Raw genomic sequence first — 22,403 nt, forward strand, 5'->3', positions numbered from 1 at the left:
TCAATTACGATGAGTCAAAATGGAGTCGACGAGGCCGTATTCCACTGCTTCTGAGGCAGACAGGAAGCGATCGCGCTCGGTGTCACGCTCGATCTGCTCAAGAGATTGACCCGTATGATGTGCCATCAGTTCATTCATGCGACCTTTCACCTTCAGGATTTCGCGGGCGTGGATTTCGATATCCGTCGCCTGGCCCTGGTAGCCGCCCAGCGGCTGGTGAATCATCACGCGTGAGTTCGGCAGGCAGAAACGCTTGCCTTTCGCCCCGGCGGTGAGCAGGAATGCGCCCATAGAGGCCGCCTGGCCCATACAAATGGTGCTCACGTCTGGCTTAATGAACTGCATGGTGTCATAGATAGACATCCCGGCGGTAATCACGCCGCCCGGAGAGTTAATGTACAGATAGATATCTTTTTCCGGGTTTTCCGCTTCCAGAAACAGCATCTGCGCCACGATCAGGTTAGCCATGTGATCTTCTACCTGGCCGGTCAGAAAAATGACGCGCTCCTTGAGCAGACGGGAGTAAATATCAAATGAACGTTCGCCGCGTGAGGTCTGTTCAATGACCATCGGCACCAGGGCCATATGGGGTGCAAAGTTGTCTCGTTCGCCACTGTATGACATTTCCGTCTCCTGGATTAATTTGAAAAAAACCGCTGCACTGATTGTAACCTTACGGACGGATTATCAGCCAGAATTTCTGCTGTCGGGCAGAAGTGCATAGATGCACGCTTCATTACGGCGCATGATTATGCCAATGCAGTTACGTCTCCCGGTTATGGGGATGACGTCGCCATAATTCAAGCATAACAATCTTTTGCCGTAACGCTATCACTGAAATCGCCTTTTCGCACTCATCCTAAGGCTATCATTGCAATAAAAAAACCCGCAGCCTTTCGGCAACGGGTTTTTACTCAAACCTTAAACCTTGAGGCGAAATTACGCCTGCTGGTTCATCAGTTCGCTGAAGGAAGTGGCTTTTTCAGACACTTTAGCTTTCGCCAGCACGGCTTCAACGGCCTGCTCTTCCAGCGCAACGTTGCGCATGTTGTCCATCAGCTCTTTGTTCTTGCTGTAGAACTCGACCACTTCTTTCGGATCTTCGTAAGCGGAAGCCATCTCTTCGATCAGACCTTTTACGCGATCTTCGTCAGCTTTCAGCTCGTTGGTACGAATCACTTCGCCCAGCAGCAGACCAACAACAACGCGGCGTTTAGCCTGCTCTTCGAACAGCTCACGCGGCAGTTCCAGAGCCTGTTTCTCGTTACCGCCAAAACGCTGAGCAGCCTGACGACGCAGAACGTCGATTTCGCTGTCGATCAGTGCAGCCGGTACGTCGATATCGTTAGCTTTTACCAGGCCTTCGATAGCCTGAGACTTAACGCGGTTACGCACGGCGCCTTTCAGCTCGCGCTCCATGTTTTTACGCACTTCAGCGCGCAGACCGGCTACAGAACCATCTTCAACGCCGAAACGTTTGATGAACTCTTCAGTCAGTTCTGGCAGTTCACGTTCTTCAACTTTTTTCAGGTTGATAACGAACTTCGCCGCTTTACCTTTCAGGTTTTCAGCGTGGTACTCTTCCGGGAAGGTCACGTCGATGGTGAACTCTTCGCCAGCTTTGTGGCCTTTGATACCCTCTTCAAAACCCGGGATCATGCGGCCCTGGCCCATCGCCAGGACGAAGTCAGAGGCTTTGCCGCCTTCGAACTCTTCGCCGTCAACGGAACCAGTGAAGTCAACGGTAACGCGGTCTTCAGCATCAACTGCGCCGTCTTTTTCTTTCCAGTTAGCCTGCTGCTTGCGCAGAGTATCCAGCATGGTATCAACATCGGCGTCGGTCACTTCAACAACCGGTTTTTCAACTTCGATCGCTTCCAGACCCTGCAGCTCAACTTCCGGATAAACTTCGAACTCTACCGCGTAGGTGAAATCTTCACCCAGCTTGTATTCGCCCGGAACATAGTTCGGCGCGCCGGCCGGATTAATTTTTTCTTTGATGATCGCGTCAACGAAGTTGCGGCTCATCAGATCACCCAGCACGTCCTGGCGAACAGATGCGCCATAACGCTGAGCAACAACATTCATCGGCACTTTGCCTTTACGGAAGCCGTCAATGCGAACTTTTTTCGCTACGTTGACCAGCTCGCTTTTGACAGCATTCTCGATGCTGTCAGCGGCGATAGTAATCGTTACACGGCGCCCAAGGCCCTGAGTGGTTTCAACTGAAACTTGCATCTTGTTACCTCAAAAAAATCACAGTGCTCGGTCAACTCTGGAAGCGCGAACTGGTTGCTTCGCAGAACCGGGATGCCCTCTTCAAATCAGAAACACATTCCCTGTCGTCAGAATCATCCCGAAGACATTCATAATAAAAGACGCGGCATTATAGCGGCATCACTTTTGTGAGTCGAGAACGGTTGTCGCCCACTGCTGCGGCTTTTTTCACATTTCCCGAGCAAATTTGCCTGCCAAAACGCGCGCATCGCACAATTTTCAGGCAAAACAAAACGGCCCGCAGGCCGTTTTCTCATAAATCTCCACGCAACATACTGGAAAAGCTCCAGCGGTTGCAAATGTGATTTCTACGCGATACTTCCAGCTCCGCGACAAGGAGGAGAAGCAAAGACGGTATCCTGTAGCCCTTCCCACTCTTTGATTGTGTAGGTATGCAACGCCAGAGCGTGCACGGTGCTTGATAGTTCCTCAGTCAACGTTCCGTAAATCATACGGTGACGATTAAGAAAACGCTCGCCAAGGAAGCGATCGCTTACCAACACCACTTTAAAATGACTTTCAGAGCCCGCAGGAACGTTGTGGCGATAGCTTTCATCCACGACTTCAAGATACACCGGGTCGAACGCTGCCCTAAGTTTTGCTTCGATCTGTTCACGTATCATCATGAATTTTCTCCTCCGACAACGCTGTATTGCCGCCATTCCCTTTAAATGTTAGCCGCTTTTACCGCTTCCATTGGGCGAAAACAACAAAAAATTAGCATTCCTCTGATATTTTGCGGCAAAAGTATCAGGTTTACTGATTCTGTCTCGCTGAAGCCCCGCCCGGAAGGAGATAACCGATATGGCAAGGCCAGAAAACGCACAAGACGATGAATTTACATGCGTTGCCACTTCCCCTTGCCGTTGGCGATGTTATGATGGCGGGAATTTTCCTCATTACCACTCCACCATGCGTTGAGACCCTGAACATGTTTAAGAAAATTCTCTTTCCTTTGGTCGCGCTGTTTATGCTGGCCGGATGCGCCACTCCGCCGACCACTATTGAGGTATCGCCGAAAATCACGCTGCCGCAGCAGGATCCGAGCCTGATGGGCGTGACCGTCAGCATTAACGGCGCCGATCAGCGTCCGGATCAGGCGCTGGCGAAAGTCACCCGTGATAATCAGCAGGTTACGCTAACCGCCTCCCGCGATCTGCGTTTCTTGCTGCAGGAAGTGCTCGAGAAGCAGATGACCTCGCGTGGCTACATGATTGGTCCAAACGGCGCGGTTGACCTGCAAATCATCGTCAACAAACTGTACGCCGACGTTTCTCAAGGCAACGTACGCTACAACATTGCGACCAAAGCGGATATTGCGATTATCGCGACCGCCGCCAACGGCAATAAGATGACGAAAAACTACCGTGCCAGCTACTCTGTTGAAGGCGCCTTCCAGGCCTCGAACAAAAATATCGCCGATGCGGTAAACAGCGTCATGACCGATACCATCGCCGACATGGCGCAGGACACCAGCATTCACGATTTCATCAAGCAAAACGCGCGTTAATTTGAGTTGCAGACCCGGCCTCGCGTCGGGTCTGCACGATATGCTATGTCCAATCATTATTTACGCATTTTCACGCAGCCAAAATCAGCTATCCTGCTGATTCTCGGTTTCGCCTCTGGATTACCGCTAGCCCTGACCTCCGGCACGCTACAGGCGTGGATGACCGTTGAAAACATCGATCTCAAAACCATCGGTTTTTTCTCGCTCGTCGGGCAGGCCTACGTCTTTAAATTCCTCTGGTCGCCGGTAATGGACCGCTATACGCCGCCGTTTCTTGGTCGTCGACGCGGCTGGCTGCTGGCGACCCAGATCTTGCTACTTATTGCCATTGCGGCGATGGGATTCCTTGAACCTTCCACGCAACTACGCTGGATGGCGGCGCTGGCGGTCGTTATCGCCTTTTGCTCCGCCTCGCAGGATATCGTGTTTGACGCGTGGAAGACCGACGTGCTGGCCGCTGAAGAGCGAGGCACCGGGGCGGCAATCAGCGTGCTGGGCTATCGTCTGGGGATGCTGGTTTCCGGCGGGCTGGCGCTATGGCTGGCCGATCGCTGGCTGGGATGGCAGGGGATGTACTGGCTGATGGCCGCACTGCTAATCCCCTGCATTATTGCTACTCTGCTGGCCCCGGAACCCAGCGACGTCATTCCGGTGCCGAAGACGCTGGAGCAGGCCGTCGCCGCACCGCTGCGCGACTTCTTCGGCCGCAATAATGCCTGGCTTATTCTCTTGCTTATCGTCCTTTATAAGCTTGGCGACGCGTTTGCCATGAGTCTGACCACCACCTTCCTGATTCGCGGCGTCGGTTTTGATGCGGGCGAAGTGGGCATGGTCAATAAAACGCTCGGCCTGTTCGCCACGATTGTCGGTGCGCTTTATGGCGGCGTGCTTATGCAGCGCCTGACGCTTTTCCGCGCGCTGCTGATTTTCGGCCTGCTGCAGGGGGTATCCAACGCCGGGTATTGGCTGCTCTCAATTACCGATAAACACCTTTTCTCCATGGCGACGGCGGTGTTTTTCGAAAACCTGTGCGGCGGAATGGGCACGGCGGCATTCGTTGCGCTGCTGATGACGCTGTGCAATAAGTCATTTTCAGCCACCCAGTTCGCTTTGCTCTCAGCGCTCTCCGCCGTTGGGCGCGTATATGTGGGGCCTATCGCCGGCTGGTTTGTCGAAGCCCACGGATGGCCTGCTTTCTATCTCTTTTCCGTTGTTGCTGCGGTACCGGGGATTTTGCTGCTGTTAATTTGTCGCCGTACGCTTGAACATACTCAACGTTCGGAGAGCTTTATGCCGCGCACGCTTTTTCCTCAGGCCTACGGGCTGGCATTAGTTATTCTGGCGATTGGCTGCCTGATGCTGGCGATATGGCTACTGCTGCTGGTCCTCAACGCGCTGGATTACACCACCTTTTCCTTCCTCGCGGGCCTGCTTGAGGTTGCCGTTCTTACCGCCGTTGCGGGTATTTTGCTCGGCGCGTTCCTTGACTACCTCGCATTGCGCAAAACCGAGTTGATTTAAATCAGCGCAAGAACGTAAATGGACGTTGTAATTACCAAACGTAATTATAACGTCTTATTAACGATTTTATATTCAATGTACCTGATTTGTTGTTTTGTGCGTTTTAGATTTCTGGAAATTATTGACAATTTTTATGCGAATCTATAAATAATTTAACCGATTCAGCTCAGCTGGTTTTATTTTCGGCTTTTATGATGTCTTTAATTTGATAATTAATTGTTAATTATTTGTGTTGTTTTGCAGGTGGTTATGCTCATTCTCTTATAAACCCTTTCGTTCTTATCCCTTTCGTTATCAATCCCGCGTAAATCAAGGTTTGCAAGCTATAATGTCACACTCCGTAACATATGTGACAAGGCAAGCAGAAGCCGCTAACATAGAACAGACACAGCTCCAACTATGTTTACAGTAATGCAACCTTCCCGTAAAATGCCCGTACACTTTAAGCGCCACCAGATTCCGTGGAATTGAGGTCGTTCAATGAGACTTAGGAAATACAATAAAAGTTTGGGATGGATGTCATTAATCGCAGGCACTGTATTACTCAGTGGTTGTGATTCTGCACTCCTCGACCCAAAAGGACAGATTGGACTGGAGCAACGCTCTCTGATTCTGACGGCCTTTGGCCTGATGATGATCGTCGTTATTCCAGCCGTCTTGATGGCAGTAGGATTTGCCTGGAAGTATCGTGCGAGCAATAAAGATGCGAAGTATAGCCCGAACTGGTCACACTCCAACAAAGTTGAAGCTGTGGTCTGGACGGTTCCTATTCTGATCATCCTGTTCCTGGCCGTTCTGACCTGGAAAACAACTCACGCATTAGAGCCGAGCAAACCGCTTGCTCACGATGAAAAACCTATCACCATCGAAGTCGTTTCGATGGACTGGAAATGGTTCTTCATCTATCCGGAACAAGGCATTGCTACCGTCAACGAAATCGCCTTCCCGGCGAACGTACCGGTACACTTCAAAGTGACCTCCAACTCCGTGATGAACTCGTTCTTTATCCCACGTTTAGGTAGCCAGATTTACGCAATGGCCGGGATGCAGACTCAGCTGCACCTCATCGCGAACGAACCTGGTACTTACGACGGTATCTCCGCCAGCTATAGCGGCCCGGGCTTCTCAGGAATGAAGTTCAAAGCTATCGCCACGCCGGATCGTGCAACCTTCGATCAGTGGGTAGCGAAAGCCAAACAGTCTGCGAACGCTATGGACTCCATGGAAACGTTCGACAAACTGGCTGCGCCTAGCGAATACAACAAAGTGGAATACTTCTCTAACGTGAAACCTGATTTGTTTAAAGATGTGGTGAACAAATTTATGTCTCACGGTAAGAGCATGGATATGACCCAACCCGAGGGCGAGCATGCAGCGCACGAAGGAATGGAAGGCATGGACATGAGCCACGCGGAAACCGCTCACTAAGGGGCCGAGGAAGAAAACGATGTTCGGAAAACTTACACTGGATGCAGTGCCCTACCATGAACCCATTATTGTGGTTACGGTGGCTGCAATTATCATTGGGGGGCTGGCGCTTCTGGCTGCCATCACTTACTTCGGTAAGTGGTCCTACCTTTGGAACGAGTGGCTGACTTCGGTTGACCACAAACGTCTCGGTATCATGTACGTTATCGTAGCAATCGTCATGTTGCTGCGTGGCTTTGCTGACGCCGTTATGATGCGTAGCCAGCAGGTGCTGGCCTCGGCCGGGGAAGCAGGCTTCCTGCCGCCTCATCACTACGATCAGATCTTTACCGCCCACGGCGTTATCATGATCTTCTTCGTAGCGATGCCGTTTGTTATCGGTCTGATGAACCTGGTGGTTCCGCTTCAGCTCGGTGCGCGCGACGTTGCCTTCCCATTCCTTAACAACCTGAGCTTCTGGTTCACCGTTGTGGGCGTGATTCTGGTTAACCTTTCTCTGGGCGTCGGTGAATTCGCGCAGACCGGTTGGCTGGCCTATCCGCCGCTATCGGGAATCGAGTACAGTCCAGGCGTCGGGGTCGATTACTGGATCTGGGCTCTCCAGCTATCCGGTATTGGTACAACGTTAACTGGTATTAACTTCTTTGTTACGATTATCAAGATGCGTGCCCCTGGCATGACCATGTTCAAGATGCCGGTATTTAGCTGGGCATCTCTGTGCGCCAACATCCTGATTATTGCCTCTTTCCCAATTCTGACCGTCACCGTCGCGCTGCTGACCCTGGACCGCTACCTGGGCACCCATTTCTTTACCAACGATATGGGTGGCAACATGATGATGTACATCAACCTGATTTGGGCCTGGGGTCACCCGGAAGTGTACATTCTGGTTCTGCCGGTATTCGGCGTCTTCTCCGAAATCGCCGCAACCTTCTCGCGTAAGCGTCTGTTTGGCTACACCTCGCTGGTATGGGCAACAGTATGTATTACCGTTCTGTCGTTCATCGTTTGGCTGCACCACTTCTTTACTATGGGTGCGGGCGCGAACGTAAACGCCTTCTTCGGTATTACGACCATGATCATCGCTATCCCGACCGGGGTTAAGATCTTCAACTGGCTGTTCACCATGTACCAGGGCCGCATCGTCTTCAACTCAGCAATGCTGTGGACGATTGGCTTTATCGTGACCTTCTCCGTAGGCGGTATGACCGGCGTTCTGCTGGCGGTACCGGGCGCAGACTTCGTGCTGCACAACAGCCTGTTCCTGATCGCGCACTTCCATAACGTCATCATCGGTGGCGTAGTGTTCGGTTGCTTCGCAGGTCTGACCTACTGGTGGCCGAAAGCCTTTGGCTTCACGCTGAACGAAACCTGGGGCAAACGCGCTTTCTGGTTCTGGATCATCGGTTTCTTCGTGGCGTTTATGCCGCTGTACGTGCTGGGCTTCATGGGTATGACCCGTCGCCTGAGCCAGCAGATTGACCCGCAGTTCCATCCGATGCTGGTTGTTGCAGCCTGCGGTGCGGCGCTGATCGCCTGCGGTATCCTCTGCCAGCTGATTCAGTTCTACGTGTCTATCCGCGATCGCGAGCAGAACCGCGACCTCACCGGTGACCCATGGGGCGGCCGTACGCTGGAGTGGGCAACCTCTTCTCCTCCGCCGTTCTACAACTTCGCTATCGTTCCTGTCGTTCACGAGCGTGACGCGTTCTGGGAAATGAAAGAAAAAGGCGAAGCGTATAAGAAACCGGCTGGCTATGAAGAGATTCATATGCCGAAAAACAGCGGCGCGGGCATTGTCATTGCAGCTTTCGCAACGTTGTTTGGTTTCGCAATGATCTGGCATATCTGGTGGCTGGCGATTGCAAGCTTCGTCGGCATCCTGGCGACCTGGATCATTAAGAGCTTTGACGAGGACGTGGATTACTACGTGCCGGTTGCAGTAGTCGAAAAACTGGAAAATCAGCATTTCGATGAGATTAACAAAGCAGGGCTGAAAAATGGCAACTGATACTCTTGCGCATAACGCCCACGCGCACGAACACGGGCACCATGATACAGGACCGATGAAGGTATTCGGTTTCTGGATCTACCTGATGAGCGACTGCATTATCTTCGCCACTCTGTTCGCTACCTATGCCGTTCTGGTGAACGGCACGGCGGGCGGTCCGACCGGTAAAGATATTTTTGAACTGCCGTTCGTTCTGGTTGAAACCGCGCTGCTGCTGTTCAGCTCCATCACCTACGGCATGGCGGCTATCGCCATGTACAAAAACAACAAGAGCCAGGTCGTTTCCTGGCTCGCGCTGACCTTCCTCTTCGGGGCAGGATTCATCGCGATGGAGCTCTATGAATTCCATCATCTGATTGTTGAAGGTATGGGTCCGGATCGCAGCGGCTTCCTGTCAGCGTTCTTCGCGCTGGTCGGCACCCACGGTCTGCACGTGACTTCAGGTCTAATCTGGATGGCGGTGCTGATGGTTCAGGTTTCCCGCCGTGGGCTGACCAGCACTAACCGCACCCGTATTATGTGCCTGAGCCTGTTCTGGCACTTCCTGGACGTCGTGTGGATCTGCGTGTTCTCTGTTGTTTATCTGATGGGGGCGATGTAATGAGTCATTCTACCGATCATAGCGGCGCTTCTCACGGCAGCGTGAAGAGCTACATGACAGGATTTATTCTGTCGATCATTCTGACGGTTATCCCGTTTGCAATGGTGATGAGTGGCTCCGCATCGCATGCGGCAATTCTGGGAACCATCCTGGTTACTGCAGTTGTGCAGATTGTGGTACACCTCGTGTACTTCCTGCATATGAACAGTAAATCGGACGAAGGTTGGAACCTGACCGCATTTATCTTCACCGTAATCATCATTGCTATCGTAGTCGTTGGCTCCATCTGGATTATGTGGAACCTGAACTACAACATGATGATGCACTAAGAGCGGCGAGTATGTTTAAGCAATACCTGCAAGTAACGAAACCAGGCATCATTTTTGGCAACCTGATCTCCGTGATTGGCGGTTTCCTGCTGGCCTCCAAAGGCCACATCGACTACCCGCTATTTCTCTGGACGCTCCTCGGAGTATCCCTGGTGGTCGCCTCGGGTTGTGTTTTCAACAACTATATCGACCGTGATATCGATCGTAAGATGGAACGGACGAAAAACCGGGTGCTGGTCAAAGGGCTGATCTCGCCAGAAGCTTCGCTGGTATACGCCACCGTGCTGGGTATTGCTGGCTTCATGCTCCTGTGGTTTGGCGCTAATCCCCTGGCCTGCTGGCTGGGGGTGATGGGGTTCGTGGTTTATGTCGGCGTTTACAGCCTGTACATGAAGCGCCACTCCGTCTACGGCACGTTGATTGGTTCTCTCTCCGGCGCTGCGCCGCCGGTGATTGGCTACTGCGCGGTTACCGGTGATTTTGACAGCGGTGCCGCGATTCTGCTGGCGATTTTCAGCCTGTGGCAGATGCCCCACTCCTACGCTATCGCGATCTTCCGCTTTAAGGATTATCAGGCAGCGAATATTCCGGTTCTGCCGGTGGTGAAAGGCATTTCAGTCGCCAAAAATCATATTACCGTTTACATCATCGCCTTCACCGTGGCTACGCTGATGCTCTCTCTGGGCGGCTACGCCGGATATAAATATCTGGTTGTCGCTGCGGCCGTGAGCGTCTGGTGGCTCGGTATGGCGCTGCGCGGCTATAAAGTGGCGGATGATAAAGTCTGGGCGCGTAAGCTGTTCGTCTTTTCGATTGTCGCCATTACCGCGCTGTCGGTGATGATGTCCGTTGACTTTATGGTGCCGGATTCACATAGCCTGCTGGCTTATGTCAGCTAATATCGCTTAATGGCGTATCGTTCGATACGCCATTTTTTTCACCTTACTCTTTCTTAATCACTCCTCTATTTCTTACGTTCTGACTAATTCAGGTGAATGTTTGCACCGCGTCATGCAGCACAAGGCCCGGCGTAAATAGAGTCGTTCAATAAACCCCGCGATCCGCTGGCGAAACACAGCCGATCAGTTTAATCCACGAAGGTAGATAAATTACGTGCAGACTCAATATAAGTCCTGCGCCCCTCTTGTCTGGCTTCATACTCGCTTCAGAATAGCCGCTACAATATTCATAATTTGAAATGAGCTGGTTTATCTTCGTCTCTATTCCCACTGATTTAAATTGATATAAAAATTCAACAATTCACACGCCTGGACAGCTAGCCTGCCGTAATTCGTCAATGGTAGTCTTGCGCCGTGGGTACAAGACCCACTAATAAAAATTTATTCAATTAAACAAGGATATACCAATGAAAGAATTAACTATTGGCGAAATGGAATCTATTTCTGGCGGTTTTAATCTGGTCGATTTTGCGACCAGCATTACCAGCCTGGTTGTCAACGCCGGTAGCGGCTTTAGCGATTTTATCACCACCGCTGGTACCACCATCGCCAACGCCATCATTAACGGTACCGTTGAGCTCGGCAAATTCCTGACCGGCGCATCTGACTGGAGCGAATATCTCTCCGCAAGCCATGCAGGCTTGAATGATGCCCTCAGCGCCCTTTCCAACAGCTGGTCCTCTTTCGCCGGTGAGATGGCAGCAGACTGGGGTGCCTTCTCTAAGAACCTGACCGCTTAAGTCAGTCTCAAACGATCTTAAGGCAGGGTTAGCCCTGCCTTTTTATCTGCGCGGTATTATGATGCCTCCCCTTCCCTTGAATCAGTCCATGGATATTATCTCACCCCACCAGCATCGCCTGGGCGCTATAGAGTAAATCCAGATGGTCGCGACACAGCGCCTCCAGCGACGTTCTCGACTGATGGCTGGTTAAGCTCAGCGCCCCCCAGTAGAGCCCTTCCCTGTCGGATAGCGGCACCGCCAGCACCAGCATGCCAATTTCAAACTCCTGCTCAATCGCGGCATAGCCCTGCCGACGCACCTGAGCGATCTTTTCCATTAAAGCCGCTACGTCCGTTACCGTATAGGGCGTGCGCTGTTCGCGGCGGATCCGCTGCAAAACGGTTTCACATTCATCTTCCGCTAACGAAGCCAGCCAGAGCCGCCCTCCGGCGGTACAGTAAATCGGCACCCTTTCTCCCAGACGCACTGAAGTCGAGTTAAACGGCGTATGCTTGCTGCGGGCAATATAAACCAGCTCATCGTCATCAATCACACCTACCGAAGCATGCTCTTCCGTTCGGCTGGCGATGTACTCCACGATCGGTCGCACCATCCGCGGAAACTGCGCCGAATCCACATACGCCTGCCCCAGCCTTAACGCTTTGGGCGTCAGCCAGTAGTGACGTCCGTCGGTCTGCAGATAGCGCTCATGCAGCAGCGTGAGGAAAAAACGGCGTGCGGCGCTAGGCGTCAGACCGCTCATTTTCGCCGCCTGCGGCACCGTGAGACGCGGAAACTCTTTCGAAAATAGCTGGATCAGCGCCAGCCCCTTTTGCAGGCCGACGATTAGATCGTGGGAATGAATCTGGTTTTGCATAGCTGTTCACACTTTCGCAACAATACGATCAGTTTAGCGCGATTATCGCAGTGGTGGTGCGATTAACAACCAGTATGGCCGAATTCTGCGTTGTCGCTTCCAGCTTCCGCTGAAATACTTTCACAACATTCATTTAACAAAATGAGGTTGGAAATGGTCAGTGGATTCACTCAGGTCGTTGCCGTTATCGGCCACCCGATTACCCAGGTTAAATCGCCGGAGAACTTCAACCGCTACTTTGCCGAACGACAGATGGATAGCATCATGATCCCGGTGGATATCGCTCCGCAAGCCGTTGCTGATTATCTCAATACGCTACGCGGCTGGCACAACATGAGCGGCGTGCTGGTTACCGTTCCGCATAAACAGCGTGCCGCTGCCCTGGTTGATGAGTTAACGCCGCGAGCCCGACACCTGAATGCCGTCAATGTCATCCGTAAGCTGGCCGATGGCCGTTTGCAAGGCGATATGCTGGATGGCGTCGGCTTCCAGCTTGCCGCAGAGGCGCATGGATTTAATGCCGCGGGTAAAAAAGCGCTTCTCTCCGGCTGCGGCGGCGTCGGCAGCGCAATTGCCTGGGGATTATGCGAAGCGGGCATCCTTCAGCTGGCCCTGCATGACCAGAATCCCGCTACCCTTCAGCAACTGCATAACCGACTGGCAGCCCATTTTCCCCACGTTCAGCTCAGCGACCTGCCCGCTACCCTTACTGGTCTGGATTTAGTGGTGAATGGCTCTCCAGCGGGAATGACCGGTTTCGCTTCTTTACCGCTGCCGCAGGCGCTGCTGGAAACCCTTCCCGCAGCAACGCATGTCGCTGACGTGGTAACCGCGCCGATCGTCACCCCGCTTCTGGCCTTCGCCCGCGATCGCGGCTGCACTATCCAGACCGGGCCGGAGATGGCGCTGGCGCAGATGAAACTCATGGGGCAGTTCATTGGCGCCATTCCGCAGGAACAAGGAGCGGCAGCATGAAAAGCTGGGATGTCATCGTTATCGGCAGCGGCGCAGCAGGCTTTGCCGCGGCGGTGACCGCCTGCTGTAAAGGACTGTCGGTGCTGATGCTGGAAAAAGCCCCGCAGTTTGGCGGCACCTCCGCCATTTCCGGCGGCGCGGTATGGATCCACGATAGCGATCAGGCGCGAACAATGACTACAGACGATAGTCAGCAGGCAATCAAAACCTATCTGCGGACCATCATCGGCGAGCCCAACTATCGTCAGGATCTGATCGAAGCTTTTATCTCTTCGGGACGCGAGGCGCTGGCGTTTCTTGAAAAAGAGGGGGCGGTGAAATATAGCCTGCGTCCGCTTTCTCCGGATTATTACCCGGATGAACCCGGTGCCGTCGACGTCGGCCGGGCGCTGGAGGTGGTGGAGTTTGACGGGCGCAAGCTGGGCGAACATTTCCGCGATCTCCGTTCTCCTCCGCCGGGGATGCTGCTATTTGGCGGAATGATGGTTAATCGGGTCGATATCCAGCACTTTCTCGATCTGCGCCGCTCCCTGCGCTCTATCACCCACTGCGGCAAGCTGCTGCTGCGCTACGGCCGCGATCGGCTCAAATACCCTCGAGGAACACGACTGGCGATGGGTAACGCGCTGATAGCGCGCATGGCGACGCTCGCCTTTCGCAAAGGAATGCAGCTCAGGCTCAACGTGAATGTGCTTTCGCTAAGCGAACGCAATGGCGAAATAACCGGTGTGGAAATCGAGAACGATGGGCAGCCACAGCTCCTCGAAGCCCGCTGCGGCGTGGTGCTGGCGGCGGGAGGTTTTGCCGCAGGCAAACTGGCTGAACGCTATCGCCCTGCTACTCGCGAGCACTACACCATGTCGCCCGCCGCCAACGACGGCGCCGCGCTGCGCCTTGCCGCCGCGGTCAATGCCCGCGAAGGCGCCGATCTGCCGTCTAACTTTTTCTGGGCGCCGGTCTCGGTTTTACGGCGTCCCGACGGCACGCAAGAGCGCTTCCCTCACCTGGTCACCGACCGCGCGAAACCCGGCATCATTGCCGTTAACCAGCGAGCGGTTCGCTTCGTGAATGAATCAAATTCTTATCACCATTTCGCCAGCGCCATGCAAAGCCGGGCAGAAAACGCCCCCTGCTTCCTGATTTGTGACGCTCTGGCCATGAAGCGCTATGGCCTGGGCCTTGCGCGCCCTGCTCCGGTGAATAACGACGCGCTGGTGAAGGCGGGCTATCTGCACCAGGCCGAAACGCTGGCGGAACTGGCGCAACAGCTCGGGCTGGACCCGCAGACGTTGGCAGAAACGGTGGCACGCTATAACCGCGATGCCGCCCAGGGCCACGACCCGGAGTTCGCCAAAGGCGGCAACAGCTATAACCGCGCGATGGGCGATCCCGGCCATCGGCCAAACGCCTGTAACGCTCCGCTGACCAGCCCGCCGTTTTACGCCATTACCCTCTATACCGGCGATCTCGGCACCTCGCGCGGCCTGGTCACTACCGCCAATGCTCAGGTCATTAACCAGCAGGGGCGCCCCATTAAAGGGCTCTATGCCGTCGGTAACGATATGGATTCGATTATGGCAGGCACCTATCCCGGTCCAGGCATTACTCTCGGCCCGGCGCTCACCTTCGGCTATCTCTCAGCCAGCCATATGGCGCAACAACACACACTCTCAACAGGAGAAAATTATGATCTATGAAAAACGTACCTACACCATTAATCCGCTGAAAATGGCCGACTGGCTGGCGTTATATAAAAGCAATGCTTACGTCGTACAAACCGAACATCTCGGCAAACTCATCGGCTTTTTCTTTACTGAAATTGGGGTGGTTAATCAGGTGGTGCATATCTGGGCCTATGAAAGCCTGGACGATCGCCTGGTGCGTCGGGCGCGCATGGCGCAGGACGAACGCTGGCTGACGTTTTCACGCAAGAACCGCGAACTGGCCGCCGTTGAGCGCCTGGAGTCGGTTCTTCTGCGCCCTACTGATTTTTCACCGCTGCAATAAGGAGTCGGTTATGAGCGGGCAGATGAACGTGGATGTTCTGGTGGTCGGCTCCGGCGCGGCAGGGCTCTCCGCCGCCGTCACTGCCGCCATTGGCGGCGCCAGCGTGCTGGTTGCGGAGAAAGAGTCGGTGATTGGCGGCACCAGCGCCTGGTCCGGCGGCTGGCTGTGGATCCCGCATAATCCGCTGGCGCGTGAAGAGGGGATTAAGGAAGAGCCCAACGCACCGCTGGTTTATTTGCAGCATGAAATGAACGGTGAACCGGCCGATGCGCGCCTGCTTGCCTACTTACGGCACGGACCGGAGATGATTGACTTTTTCCGCCGCCATACTGCCGTGCAGTTTCTTTCCGGCAGCAAAATGCCCGATTTTCATCATTCGCCGGGATCGGCCGCCGGAGGGCGCTCGGTCACGGCGCAGCCTTTCGATGGGCGGCTGCTCGGCGACTGGCTGCATCGCCTGCGCCCGCCTCTGGAGACTATCAGCCTCGCGGGGATGGGCATTGCCGGCGGCACGGATATGGCACACTTTTTCAACGCCACTCGCTCGCCGCGATCGGCGCTGTATGCCAGCCGTCGCCTGCTGCGCCACGGCTGGCAGCGACTGCGCGCCGGACGCGGACAGCATCTGGTTAACGGCAACGCTTTGGTTGCCCGGCTGCTGCGCTCGGCGCTGGATGCAGGAGTGACTTTTCAGCTTAATGCGCCGGTTGAACGGCTGCTCGCATCCGGGAACGGAGTAAAGGGCGCGATATTACGCAGCGACGACGGCCGGATAGAGGTTCGGGCCGGTGCGGTGATCCTCGCCTGCGGCGGCTTTCCTCACGACAGACAGCGCCTGGCCGAAAACGTGCCGCACGCCGCCAGCGGCTATGGCCACTTCTCCGCCGCGCCTCCGGGTAATCAGGGGGAGGGCATCCGCCTTGGCGAAACGGTCGGCGGCCAGTTTGATACCACGCTCAGGCATGCGATGGCCTGGGCGCCCGTTTCGCGCGTGACGCAGGCCAGCGGTCTGCAGCTGGTCTTCCCACATCTGGTTGAGCGCGCCAAGCCCGGCTTTATTGCCGTACTGCCCAACGGTAAACGCTTTACCAATGAGGCTGATTCCTACCACGATTTTATCGCCGCGCTGCTGGAGGTCACGCCGCCTGGCGAAGCGCCACAGGCGTGGCTGATTGGCGATAGCCGTGCGCTTCGGCGCTATGGGTTAGGCCATGCCCGCCCTTTTCCTTTTGCCCCGGAGTCCTGGCGACGCACCGGCTATCTGTACGTCGGCGAGACGCTGGAAGCGCTGGCGAAAGCATGCGCTATCGATTCGCAGCAGCTGGCGAAAACGATCGCCCGTTTTAACGGTTTTGTAGACCAGGGGGAGGATAAGGATTATCAGCGCGGCGCGTCGGCATACAACCGCGCGCAGGGGGACGCCAGCCGTTCCCCTCACCCTACGCTTGGGAAACTCAGCCGCGCGCCTTTTTATGCGGTACGCATTCTGCCCGGTTCGCTGGGCTCCTTCAGCGGTTTAATTACCGATGAGAATGCGCGCGTTCTCAACGCGCAGCAGCAGCCGATTCAGGGCCTTTACGCCATCGGCAACGATATGTCGAGCGTGATGCGGGGATTCTATCCCAGCGGCGGTATCACGCTTGGTCCGGCCATGACCTTTGGCTACATGGTCGGTAAAAAACTGGCAGAAAACATTAATAAAGCAACGCAGTAAAGCATTTTACCAGGGACGGCAATACGCATAACAACAATCACCTGCAACTGTACTGGAGTCCTTTATGAACATGCGAACCCTGTCACTCGCCGCGCTTACCCTACTCGACGTCCCGCCACCGCAACAGGTGCGGATCGCGGCCCAAACCGGATTTACTCACGTCGGCCTGCGCCTGCTTCCCGCCACGGCGACCGACCCTGACTATGGCATGCTGGGCGATACTGCCGCTGTCCGCGATACCCTGGCAGCGCTGATGGAAACCGGTATTCGCGTCTCGGACGTTGAGATAGTCCGCCTGACGCCAGATTTTTCGCTGGACGCTCGTTTGCAGCTCTTTCTCCATACCGCCGCGCGTCTGGGCGCCAGACAGGTTTTAGTCGCCGGAAATGATGACAACCGCGCTCGCAGCGCGGAAAATCTGGCCCGGCTTGCCGAAGCTGGCCAGGAGTATGGTTTAACCATGAACCTGGAGCCCATGCCCTGGACACAGCTGCGCACCATCGCCGAAGCCCAGGTGCTTATCGCCGCCAGCGGCCGCCAGGATATCGGTATTTTGATCGACGCGATTCATTTCTGGCGCTCAGGCGAGTCGCTGTCTACGCTCGCCGCGCTGCCGAAAAACTGCCTCAATTATATGCAGCTTTGCGATGCCTCGCCGCAGATCCCCGCGGATGAACAGGAGCTGATTTACCAGGCCCGCGCCGCGCGTAAGGTGCCCGGCGAAGGCGGGCTCGATCTGCATGGACTGATGGCGGCGCTTCCGGCGACGCTGCCGGTTTCTATCGAGGTTCCGCTAAGCGGCGAACGCGGCGCGCTGCCGGCGCTCACTCGCGCTCAGTTGCTGTTTAACGCCGCGCAGTCCTACCTGCGCCCTTGCGCATAAGGAGCATCCCATGACACAGACTCAACGCCTGGACGTCAGGGAGTTAATCAACGCCAATCCGCTCAGCCGCTTTCAAAAACTGGTGGTGTTTTTAGGCTTCTGCGTGATTGCGCTGGACGGCTTTGATATCGCCATCATGGGATTTATCGCCCCGACGCTGAAGCAGGAATGGGGAGTAAGCAACCATGAACTCGGTTTTGTCATCAGCGCCGCGCTGATAGGCCTTGCGCTGGGCGCTATATTCTCCGGGCCGCTCGCCGACTGGCTGGGGCGGAAAAAAATCATTATCAATAGCGTCTTCTTCTTCGGCTTCTGGACCATTGCCACCGCCCTTTCGCAAAACATCGAACAGATGGTGCTTTTTCGTTTTCTGACCGGGCTCGGATTAGGCGCCGCCATGCCGAATATCGGCACTCTGGTGTCGGAGTATGCGCCTGAGCGTCAGCGCTCGTTTCTGATTACGATTATTTTTTGCGGCTTCACCTTTGGCGCCGCGGCGGGAGGATTCTCCGCCTCATGGCTAATCCCGAAGTTTGGCTGGCACTCGCTGATGCTGCTCGGCGGCATCCTCCCGCTGCTGTTCGCGCCGCTCCTGATCTGGCTGTTACCGGAGTCGGTGCGTTTTCTGGTGGTTAAGCGCGCGCCAGCCCGACGTATTCGGCTGATTTTACAGCGCCTCTATCCGGGCCAAATCGCCGATGATGCTGAGTTCACTCTCCCAGCCCAGCCCGTGCAGGCAAATGCAATGCGCATCGTCCTCTCCCGCCAGTATCGCTTCGGTTCAATGATGCTCTGGCTGGTCTATTTTATGGGGCTCTTTCTGGTCTATCTTCTCGGTAGCTGGTTACCGACGCTGGTGAAAGAGGTGGGACTAACGGTTGGCCAGGCGGCGGTGATGACCGCAATGTACCAGGCGGGAGGAACCATTGGCTCGCTGTTTGCGGGCTGGCTGATGGACCGGATCAATCCGCATCGGGCGCTCGGAATGATTTACGCCGTTGGCGGCCTGTTTACGATGGCAATGGGATATGCTGCGGCAAGCTTTGCGCTCATCTGCCTGCTGGCGTTTATCAGCGGAGCCTGTTTAAACGGCGCCAATACCGGTATGAATGCGCTTTCCGCCCGCTACTATCCTACCGAAGCGCGGGCTACAGGTTCCAGCTGGATGCACGGCGTGGGCCGCATGGGCGCCATCCTCAGCGCTTTTGCCGGAGCTGAGATGCTGGCGCTGAATATTAGCTTCGAAAGCGTTTTTCTGATCCTTGGCATCCCCGCCGCGATCACCGTCGCCGGGCTCGCGGCCAAAGGAATTTTCGCGGCTGACTCGGCGCCAAAATCCACCTCCTCCACCGCCGCGTTCGGCAATACCGGTTAAATGCGTTAATCAGTCGGGCATGCTGCACCATGCCCGACCACAAAAAAAGAAAAATTAATTTCAATTTAAATTTAAAATGAAAAATAAAAACCTAATGCCTTATCGATTCACTTCACAAAATCAGCACTCAAAATCACAAATAGCATATACAAGATAAATCAATGAGCGTCAAAAAAGGCAGCAAATAACCTTATCAATCAGAATGACTTGATAACTCCCCGTACCACATCGGAAGCACAATCTTTTCTATTTTTCGATCCGCCTCTCATATGCAGAAATTAAATTTCATATAACCATTGAAACGAAGCAAACATTTCATTATGTTCTGGCTGACATCAGGATAAGGTAGTGCCGGTGGAACTGGCGCTGAGGTCCTTACTTGTCCCCCGACAAAGGAATAGACCATGAGTGAACAGCAGATCCTTATTTCTCCCGTAGCATCACGCGGCGATAAGTTAACCTGGACGACCCGAATAGCCTATGGTGGAGGCGATACCGCCTGTAACGTCGTTTTCGGCATGATCGGCACAGTTTTAACGCTTTTCTATACGGATTATGTCGGCATCAGTATCGCCACGGTCGGTCTGGTAATGCTGATCTCACGTCTGTTTGACGGTGTTTCCGATGTCATTATGGGTCTGATGGTTGAGCGCACAAACTCTCGCTGGGGAAAATCACGCCCCTGGCTGCTGTGGATGAGCGTCCCCTACGCCGTATCGGCGATTCTGCTGTTTACCGTGCCCCAAACCACCGGAACGCTGCAGTTTCTCTACCTGCTGGTAGCCTATAACTTCTGTACCACCGTGTGCTACACCGCGATCAATCTCCCCTATGGCAGCCTCTCCGCGATGATGACCCGGACCTCCTGGGAAAGGGATATGCTTAGCATCACCCGCATGTCGATGTCGCCATTTGGCCGCATCCTCGCCGTAGCTTGTACGTTGCCGCTGGTGAAGTATTTCGGCGACGATCAGGCAGCATGGATTAAAACCATGGCCATCTGGGCTTTTCTGGCGCTGTTGTTACTGCTGTTTTGCTTCTACAAATGTGAAGAAAAAGTGGTTATCAAAGCGCGTGAAAAGCAGGGAAACGTAGCGGTAAAAACGCAGCTTTACGCCCTCTTCCGTAACCAGTACTTCTGGGCCAGTGCGATCCTCTGGACAGCCCAGAGCGTTTATTACACCGTGGTTGGTATCGCGCTACCTTACTACTGCCGCTACGTGCTAGGCGACGATACTTTCTACAGCTCCATTTTCGTGGCCGAAACCGCCTGCATCATTATTTTCACCTTCCTGAGTTCCGTCCCCATTCGAAAATACGGTAAACGCAATGTGGCCCTTTGCGGCATTGTGCTGGCGACCATAGGCCAGGTGCTGTTTATGTTTAATTCTGACGACTACCACTGGGCGCTGGCCAACGCCATTATTCGCGGTATCGGCTTCGCGCCGCTGAATGCCGTGCTATTCGGCTTCTGCGGCGACGCCGTCGAATATGGCCAGTGGAAAACGCGCGTCCGCCAGGAGGGAATGATCTTCTCTGCGGGGTCTGTCGGTACGAAGCTCGGCGCAGGCATTGCCGCCGCGGTTATCTCCGGCCTGTTAAGCATCTCGGGCTACGTCAGTTCCAGCAGCGGATCCGGCGTTCAACCGCAAAGCGCTATCGACATGATTAATAACGTTTATCTCTACGGCTCATTCTTCCTGTGGATTGTGGTCATCATCACCTTGCTGTTTTATCGGCTGGATAAACAGTACCCACAGATTATGCAAGAGCTGAAAGAGCGCGAGGCGCGTGGAGAAATGTAAAGCCCGAAACCCGGTCCGCGCTCTCCGGGTGCGGGCTATCCAGAAGAACATCTGAAATCCGAAGTCTCTATTTAGAGGAGTGCATCATCATGTTAAACGGCATGAAACCCTTATCTCGCTCCCTGCGCTGGGGAATGGTCGGCGGCGGCGGCACCAGCCAGATTGGCTACAGCCACCGCTGTGCAGCGCTGCGCGACAATGTCTTTACCCTGCTGGCCGGCGCGCTCGATATCGATGCCGAACGCGGCCGTCAATTTGGCGAGCAGCTCGGAATCGCCCCCGAGCGCTGCTACGCCGACTATCAAACGCTATTTGCAGAGGAAGCCAAACGCCCTGACGGCATTGAAGCCGTTTCGGTCACTACGCCGAACAATACCCATTTCGCGATCACCAAAGCAGCGCTGGAAGCGGGGCTGCACGTTATCTGCGAAAAACCGCTGTGCTTTACCGCCGCCGAGGCCCGCGAGCTGCTGGCGCTGAGCAAAAAGCAGAACAAAATAATCGGCGTTACCTACGGCTACGCCGGGCACCAGATGATTCAGCAGGCGCGGCAGATGATCGCGGAGGGTATGCTCGGGGAGATCCGCATTATCAATATGCAGTTTGCCCACGGTTTTCATAATGAAGCCGTTGAACTGCAGGCTGAATCTACCCGCTGGCGGGTAACGCCCAAATATGCCGGCCCTAGCTACGTGCTGGGGGATCTGGCGACTCACCCGCTATTTATTGCGGAAACCATGGTGCCAAATCTGAATATCACCCGGCTGATGTGCGCACGTCAGAGCTTCGTCAAATCGCGCGCGCCGCTGGAAGATAACGCCTTCGTGCTGATGGAATATAATAATGGCGCCGTCGGTTCACTGTGGACCAGCGCAGTCAACAGCGGCGCTATGCACTCACAAAAAGTCCGCGTCATTGGCGAAAAAGCCAGCCTTGAGTGGTGGGATGAGCGCCCAAATCAGCTCAGCTATGAGGTGCAGGGCGAACCCGCGCGCGTTCTTGAACGTGGAATGCCCTATTTAAGTCCGCAGGCGCTGGCAGACGACCGCATCGGCGGCGGCCACCCGGAAGGGCTGTTTGAGGCATGGGCCAATCTTTACCGCCGTTACGCCATCGCTATCGATGCAATGGATCGCGGTGACCAGGCGTTTCTGGATAACTTCTGGTATCCGGACGTCGAAGCCGGGCTCCACGGGGTCTACTGGGTTGAGCAATGCGTCAAATCCGCCGATGCAGGCGGCCAATGGGTTGATTTTAACTGCCAATAATCTCCGCTAGCCGGCGGAGCCCGCTCCGCTGGTCTCTTTTTGTCTACCGCCCTCACCTCATCGTGCAACACAGCAGTAATATCTGTTAAACAAACATCTATTTACGCTTCTGGCTCCCCCCACTACACTAGGCGCAGTTTT

The 22,403-nt window shown here is 54.7% G+C and carries 20 protein-coding genes; 16 read left to right on the top strand and 4 right to left on the bottom strand.

Annotation, left to right across the window (positions count from 1 at the left end; all coding sequences use genetic code 11):
* From clpP to bolA, 3 genes are all read right to left on the bottom strand, one after another.
* Positions 1–624: an ATP-dependent Clp endopeptidase proteolytic subunit ClpP gene (gene clpP, locus ABLV11_RS00940; RefSeq protein ID WP_003021624.1), complete on the bottom strand. Its 624-nt coding sequence runs from the start codon at positions 622–624 to the stop codon at positions 1–3.
* 315 nt (positions 625–939) lie between these two features.
* Positions 940–2,238, bottom strand: a complete 1,299-nt coding sequence (tig, locus tag ABLV11_RS00945) for a trigger factor (RefSeq protein ID WP_004099537.1) — start codon at positions 2,236–2,238, stop codon at positions 940–942.
* Positions 2,239–2,585: 347 nt separating this feature from the next.
* On the bottom strand, positions 2,586–2,903 hold the full coding sequence (gene bolA, locus ABLV11_RS00950) for a transcriptional regulator BolA (RefSeq protein WP_004133447.1): 318 nt from the start codon (positions 2,901–2,903) through the stop codon (positions 2,586–2,588).
* Between the two features lie 305 nt (positions 2,904–3,208).
* Here bolA and ABLV11_RS00955 point away from each other — a divergent pair, with 305 nt between their 5' ends.
* The 8 genes from ABLV11_RS00955 to ABLV11_RS00990 all read left to right on the top strand — a co-directional run bounded on the left by ABLV11_RS00955 (position 3,209) and on the right by ABLV11_RS00990 (position 11,376).
* Positions 3,209–3,787 carry a lipoprotein gene (locus ABLV11_RS00955; RefSeq protein WP_004111021.1) on the top strand — a complete coding sequence of 193 codons (579 nt, stop codon included), beginning with the start codon at positions 3,209–3,211 and terminating at the stop codon, positions 3,785–3,787.
* 45 nt (positions 3,788–3,832) lie between these two features.
* Complete coding sequence (gene ampG / locus ABLV11_RS00960) at positions 3,833–5,308, top strand: muropeptide MFS transporter AmpG (RefSeq protein ID WP_004099531.1); 1,476 nt, start codon at positions 3,833–3,835, stop codon at positions 5,306–5,308.
* Positions 5,309–5,788: 480 nt separating this feature from the next.
* The gene (gene cyoA / locus ABLV11_RS00965; RefSeq protein ID WP_004099529.1) at positions 5,789–6,736 is read left to right on the top strand and encodes a cytochrome o ubiquinol oxidase subunit II; all 948 of its coding nucleotides are present in this window, start codon (positions 5,789–5,791) and stop codon (positions 6,734–6,736) included.
* Between the two features lie 19 nt (positions 6,737–6,755).
* The gene (cyoB, locus tag ABLV11_RS00970) at positions 6,756–8,747 is read left to right on the top strand and encodes a cytochrome o ubiquinol oxidase subunit I (RefSeq protein ID WP_004099527.1); all 1,992 of its coding nucleotides are present in this window, start codon (positions 6,756–6,758) and stop codon (positions 8,745–8,747) included.
* The gene (locus ABLV11_RS00975) at positions 8,737–9,348 is read left to right on the top strand and encodes a cytochrome o ubiquinol oxidase subunit III (RefSeq protein ID WP_004099525.1); all 612 of its coding nucleotides are present in this window, start codon (positions 8,737–8,739) and stop codon (positions 9,346–9,348) included. Before cyoB ends, ABLV11_RS00975 begins: the two co-directional genes overlap by 11 nt.
* Positions 9,348–9,677: a cytochrome o ubiquinol oxidase subunit IV gene (locus tag ABLV11_RS00980; RefSeq protein ID WP_004099523.1), complete on the top strand. Its 330-nt coding sequence runs from the start codon at positions 9,348–9,350 to the stop codon at positions 9,675–9,677. Before ABLV11_RS00975 ends, ABLV11_RS00980 begins: the two co-directional genes overlap by 1 nt.
* Positions 9,678–9,688: 11 nt before the next feature.
* Positions 9,689–10,576 carry a heme o synthase gene (cyoE, locus tag ABLV11_RS00985; protein ID WP_004111018.1) on the top strand — a complete coding sequence of 296 codons (888 nt, stop codon included), beginning with the start codon at positions 9,689–9,691 and terminating at the stop codon, positions 10,574–10,576.
* Between the two features lie 467 nt (positions 10,577–11,043).
* Positions 11,044–11,376: a hypothetical protein gene (locus ABLV11_RS00990; protein WP_070557192.1), complete on the top strand. Its 333-nt coding sequence runs from the start codon at positions 11,044–11,046 to the stop codon at positions 11,374–11,376.
* Between the two features lie 100 nt (positions 11,377–11,476).
* Here ABLV11_RS00990 and ABLV11_RS00995 read toward each other — a convergent pair whose 3' ends face one another.
* Positions 11,477–12,235, bottom strand: a complete 759-nt coding sequence (locus tag ABLV11_RS00995) for an IclR family transcriptional regulator C-terminal domain-containing protein (protein WP_348855116.1) — start codon at positions 12,233–12,235, stop codon at positions 11,477–11,479.
* A gap of 153 nt (positions 12,236–12,388) precedes the next feature.
* Between ABLV11_RS00995 and ABLV11_RS01000 the strand changes: the two genes are divergently transcribed.
* The 8 genes from ABLV11_RS01000 to ABLV11_RS01035 all read left to right on the top strand — a co-directional run bounded on the left by ABLV11_RS01000 (position 12,389) and on the right by ABLV11_RS01035 (position 22,262).
* The gene (locus tag ABLV11_RS01000) at positions 12,389–13,210 is read left to right on the top strand and encodes a shikimate dehydrogenase (protein ID WP_126488625.1); all 822 of its coding nucleotides are present in this window, start codon (positions 12,389–12,391) and stop codon (positions 13,208–13,210) included.
* Positions 13,207–14,907, top strand: a complete 1,701-nt coding sequence (locus ABLV11_RS01005) for an FAD-dependent oxidoreductase (protein ID WP_126488623.1) — start codon at positions 13,207–13,209, stop codon at positions 14,905–14,907. Before ABLV11_RS01000 ends, ABLV11_RS01005 begins: the two co-directional genes overlap by 4 nt.
* A complete protein-coding gene (locus ABLV11_RS01010; RefSeq protein WP_126488621.1) occupies positions 14,897–15,217 on the top strand; it encodes an NIPSNAP family protein in 321 nt (106 codons plus the stop codon). Before ABLV11_RS01005 ends, ABLV11_RS01010 begins: the two co-directional genes overlap by 11 nt.
* Positions 15,218–15,227: 10 nt before the next feature.
* Positions 15,228–16,931, top strand: coding sequence for an FAD-dependent oxidoreductase (locus tag ABLV11_RS01015; protein ID WP_126488620.1), 1,704 nt, complete (start codon positions 15,228–15,230; stop codon positions 16,929–16,931).
* 64 nt (positions 16,932–16,995) lie between these two features.
* Positions 16,996–17,814: a TIM barrel protein gene (locus ABLV11_RS01020; protein WP_126488618.1), complete on the top strand. Its 819-nt coding sequence runs from the start codon at positions 16,996–16,998 to the stop codon at positions 17,812–17,814.
* 10 nt (positions 17,815–17,824) lie between these two features.
* Complete coding sequence (locus tag ABLV11_RS01025; protein ID WP_004099507.1) at positions 17,825–19,189, top strand: aromatic acid/H+ symport family MFS transporter; 1,365 nt, start codon at positions 17,825–17,827, stop codon at positions 19,187–19,189.
* A gap of 404 nt (positions 19,190–19,593) precedes the next feature.
* Complete coding sequence (locus tag ABLV11_RS01030; protein WP_126488615.1) at positions 19,594–20,994, top strand: MFS transporter; 1,401 nt, start codon at positions 19,594–19,596, stop codon at positions 20,992–20,994.
* A gap of 89 nt (positions 20,995–21,083) precedes the next feature.
* Positions 21,084–22,262 (top strand): Gfo/Idh/MocA family oxidoreductase, encoded by a 1,179-nt coding sequence (locus tag ABLV11_RS01035; RefSeq protein WP_105889803.1) that lies wholly within the window; start codon positions 21,084–21,086, stop codon positions 22,260–22,262.
* The last annotated feature ends 141 nt before the right edge of the window (positions 22,263–22,403 follow it).

Origin of the sequence: Klebsiella sp. GW_Kp181, assembly GCF_040062315.1 — a bacterium.
Lineage (GTDB): Bacteria > Pseudomonadota > Gammaproteobacteria > Enterobacterales > Enterobacteriaceae > Klebsiella > Klebsiella oxytoca.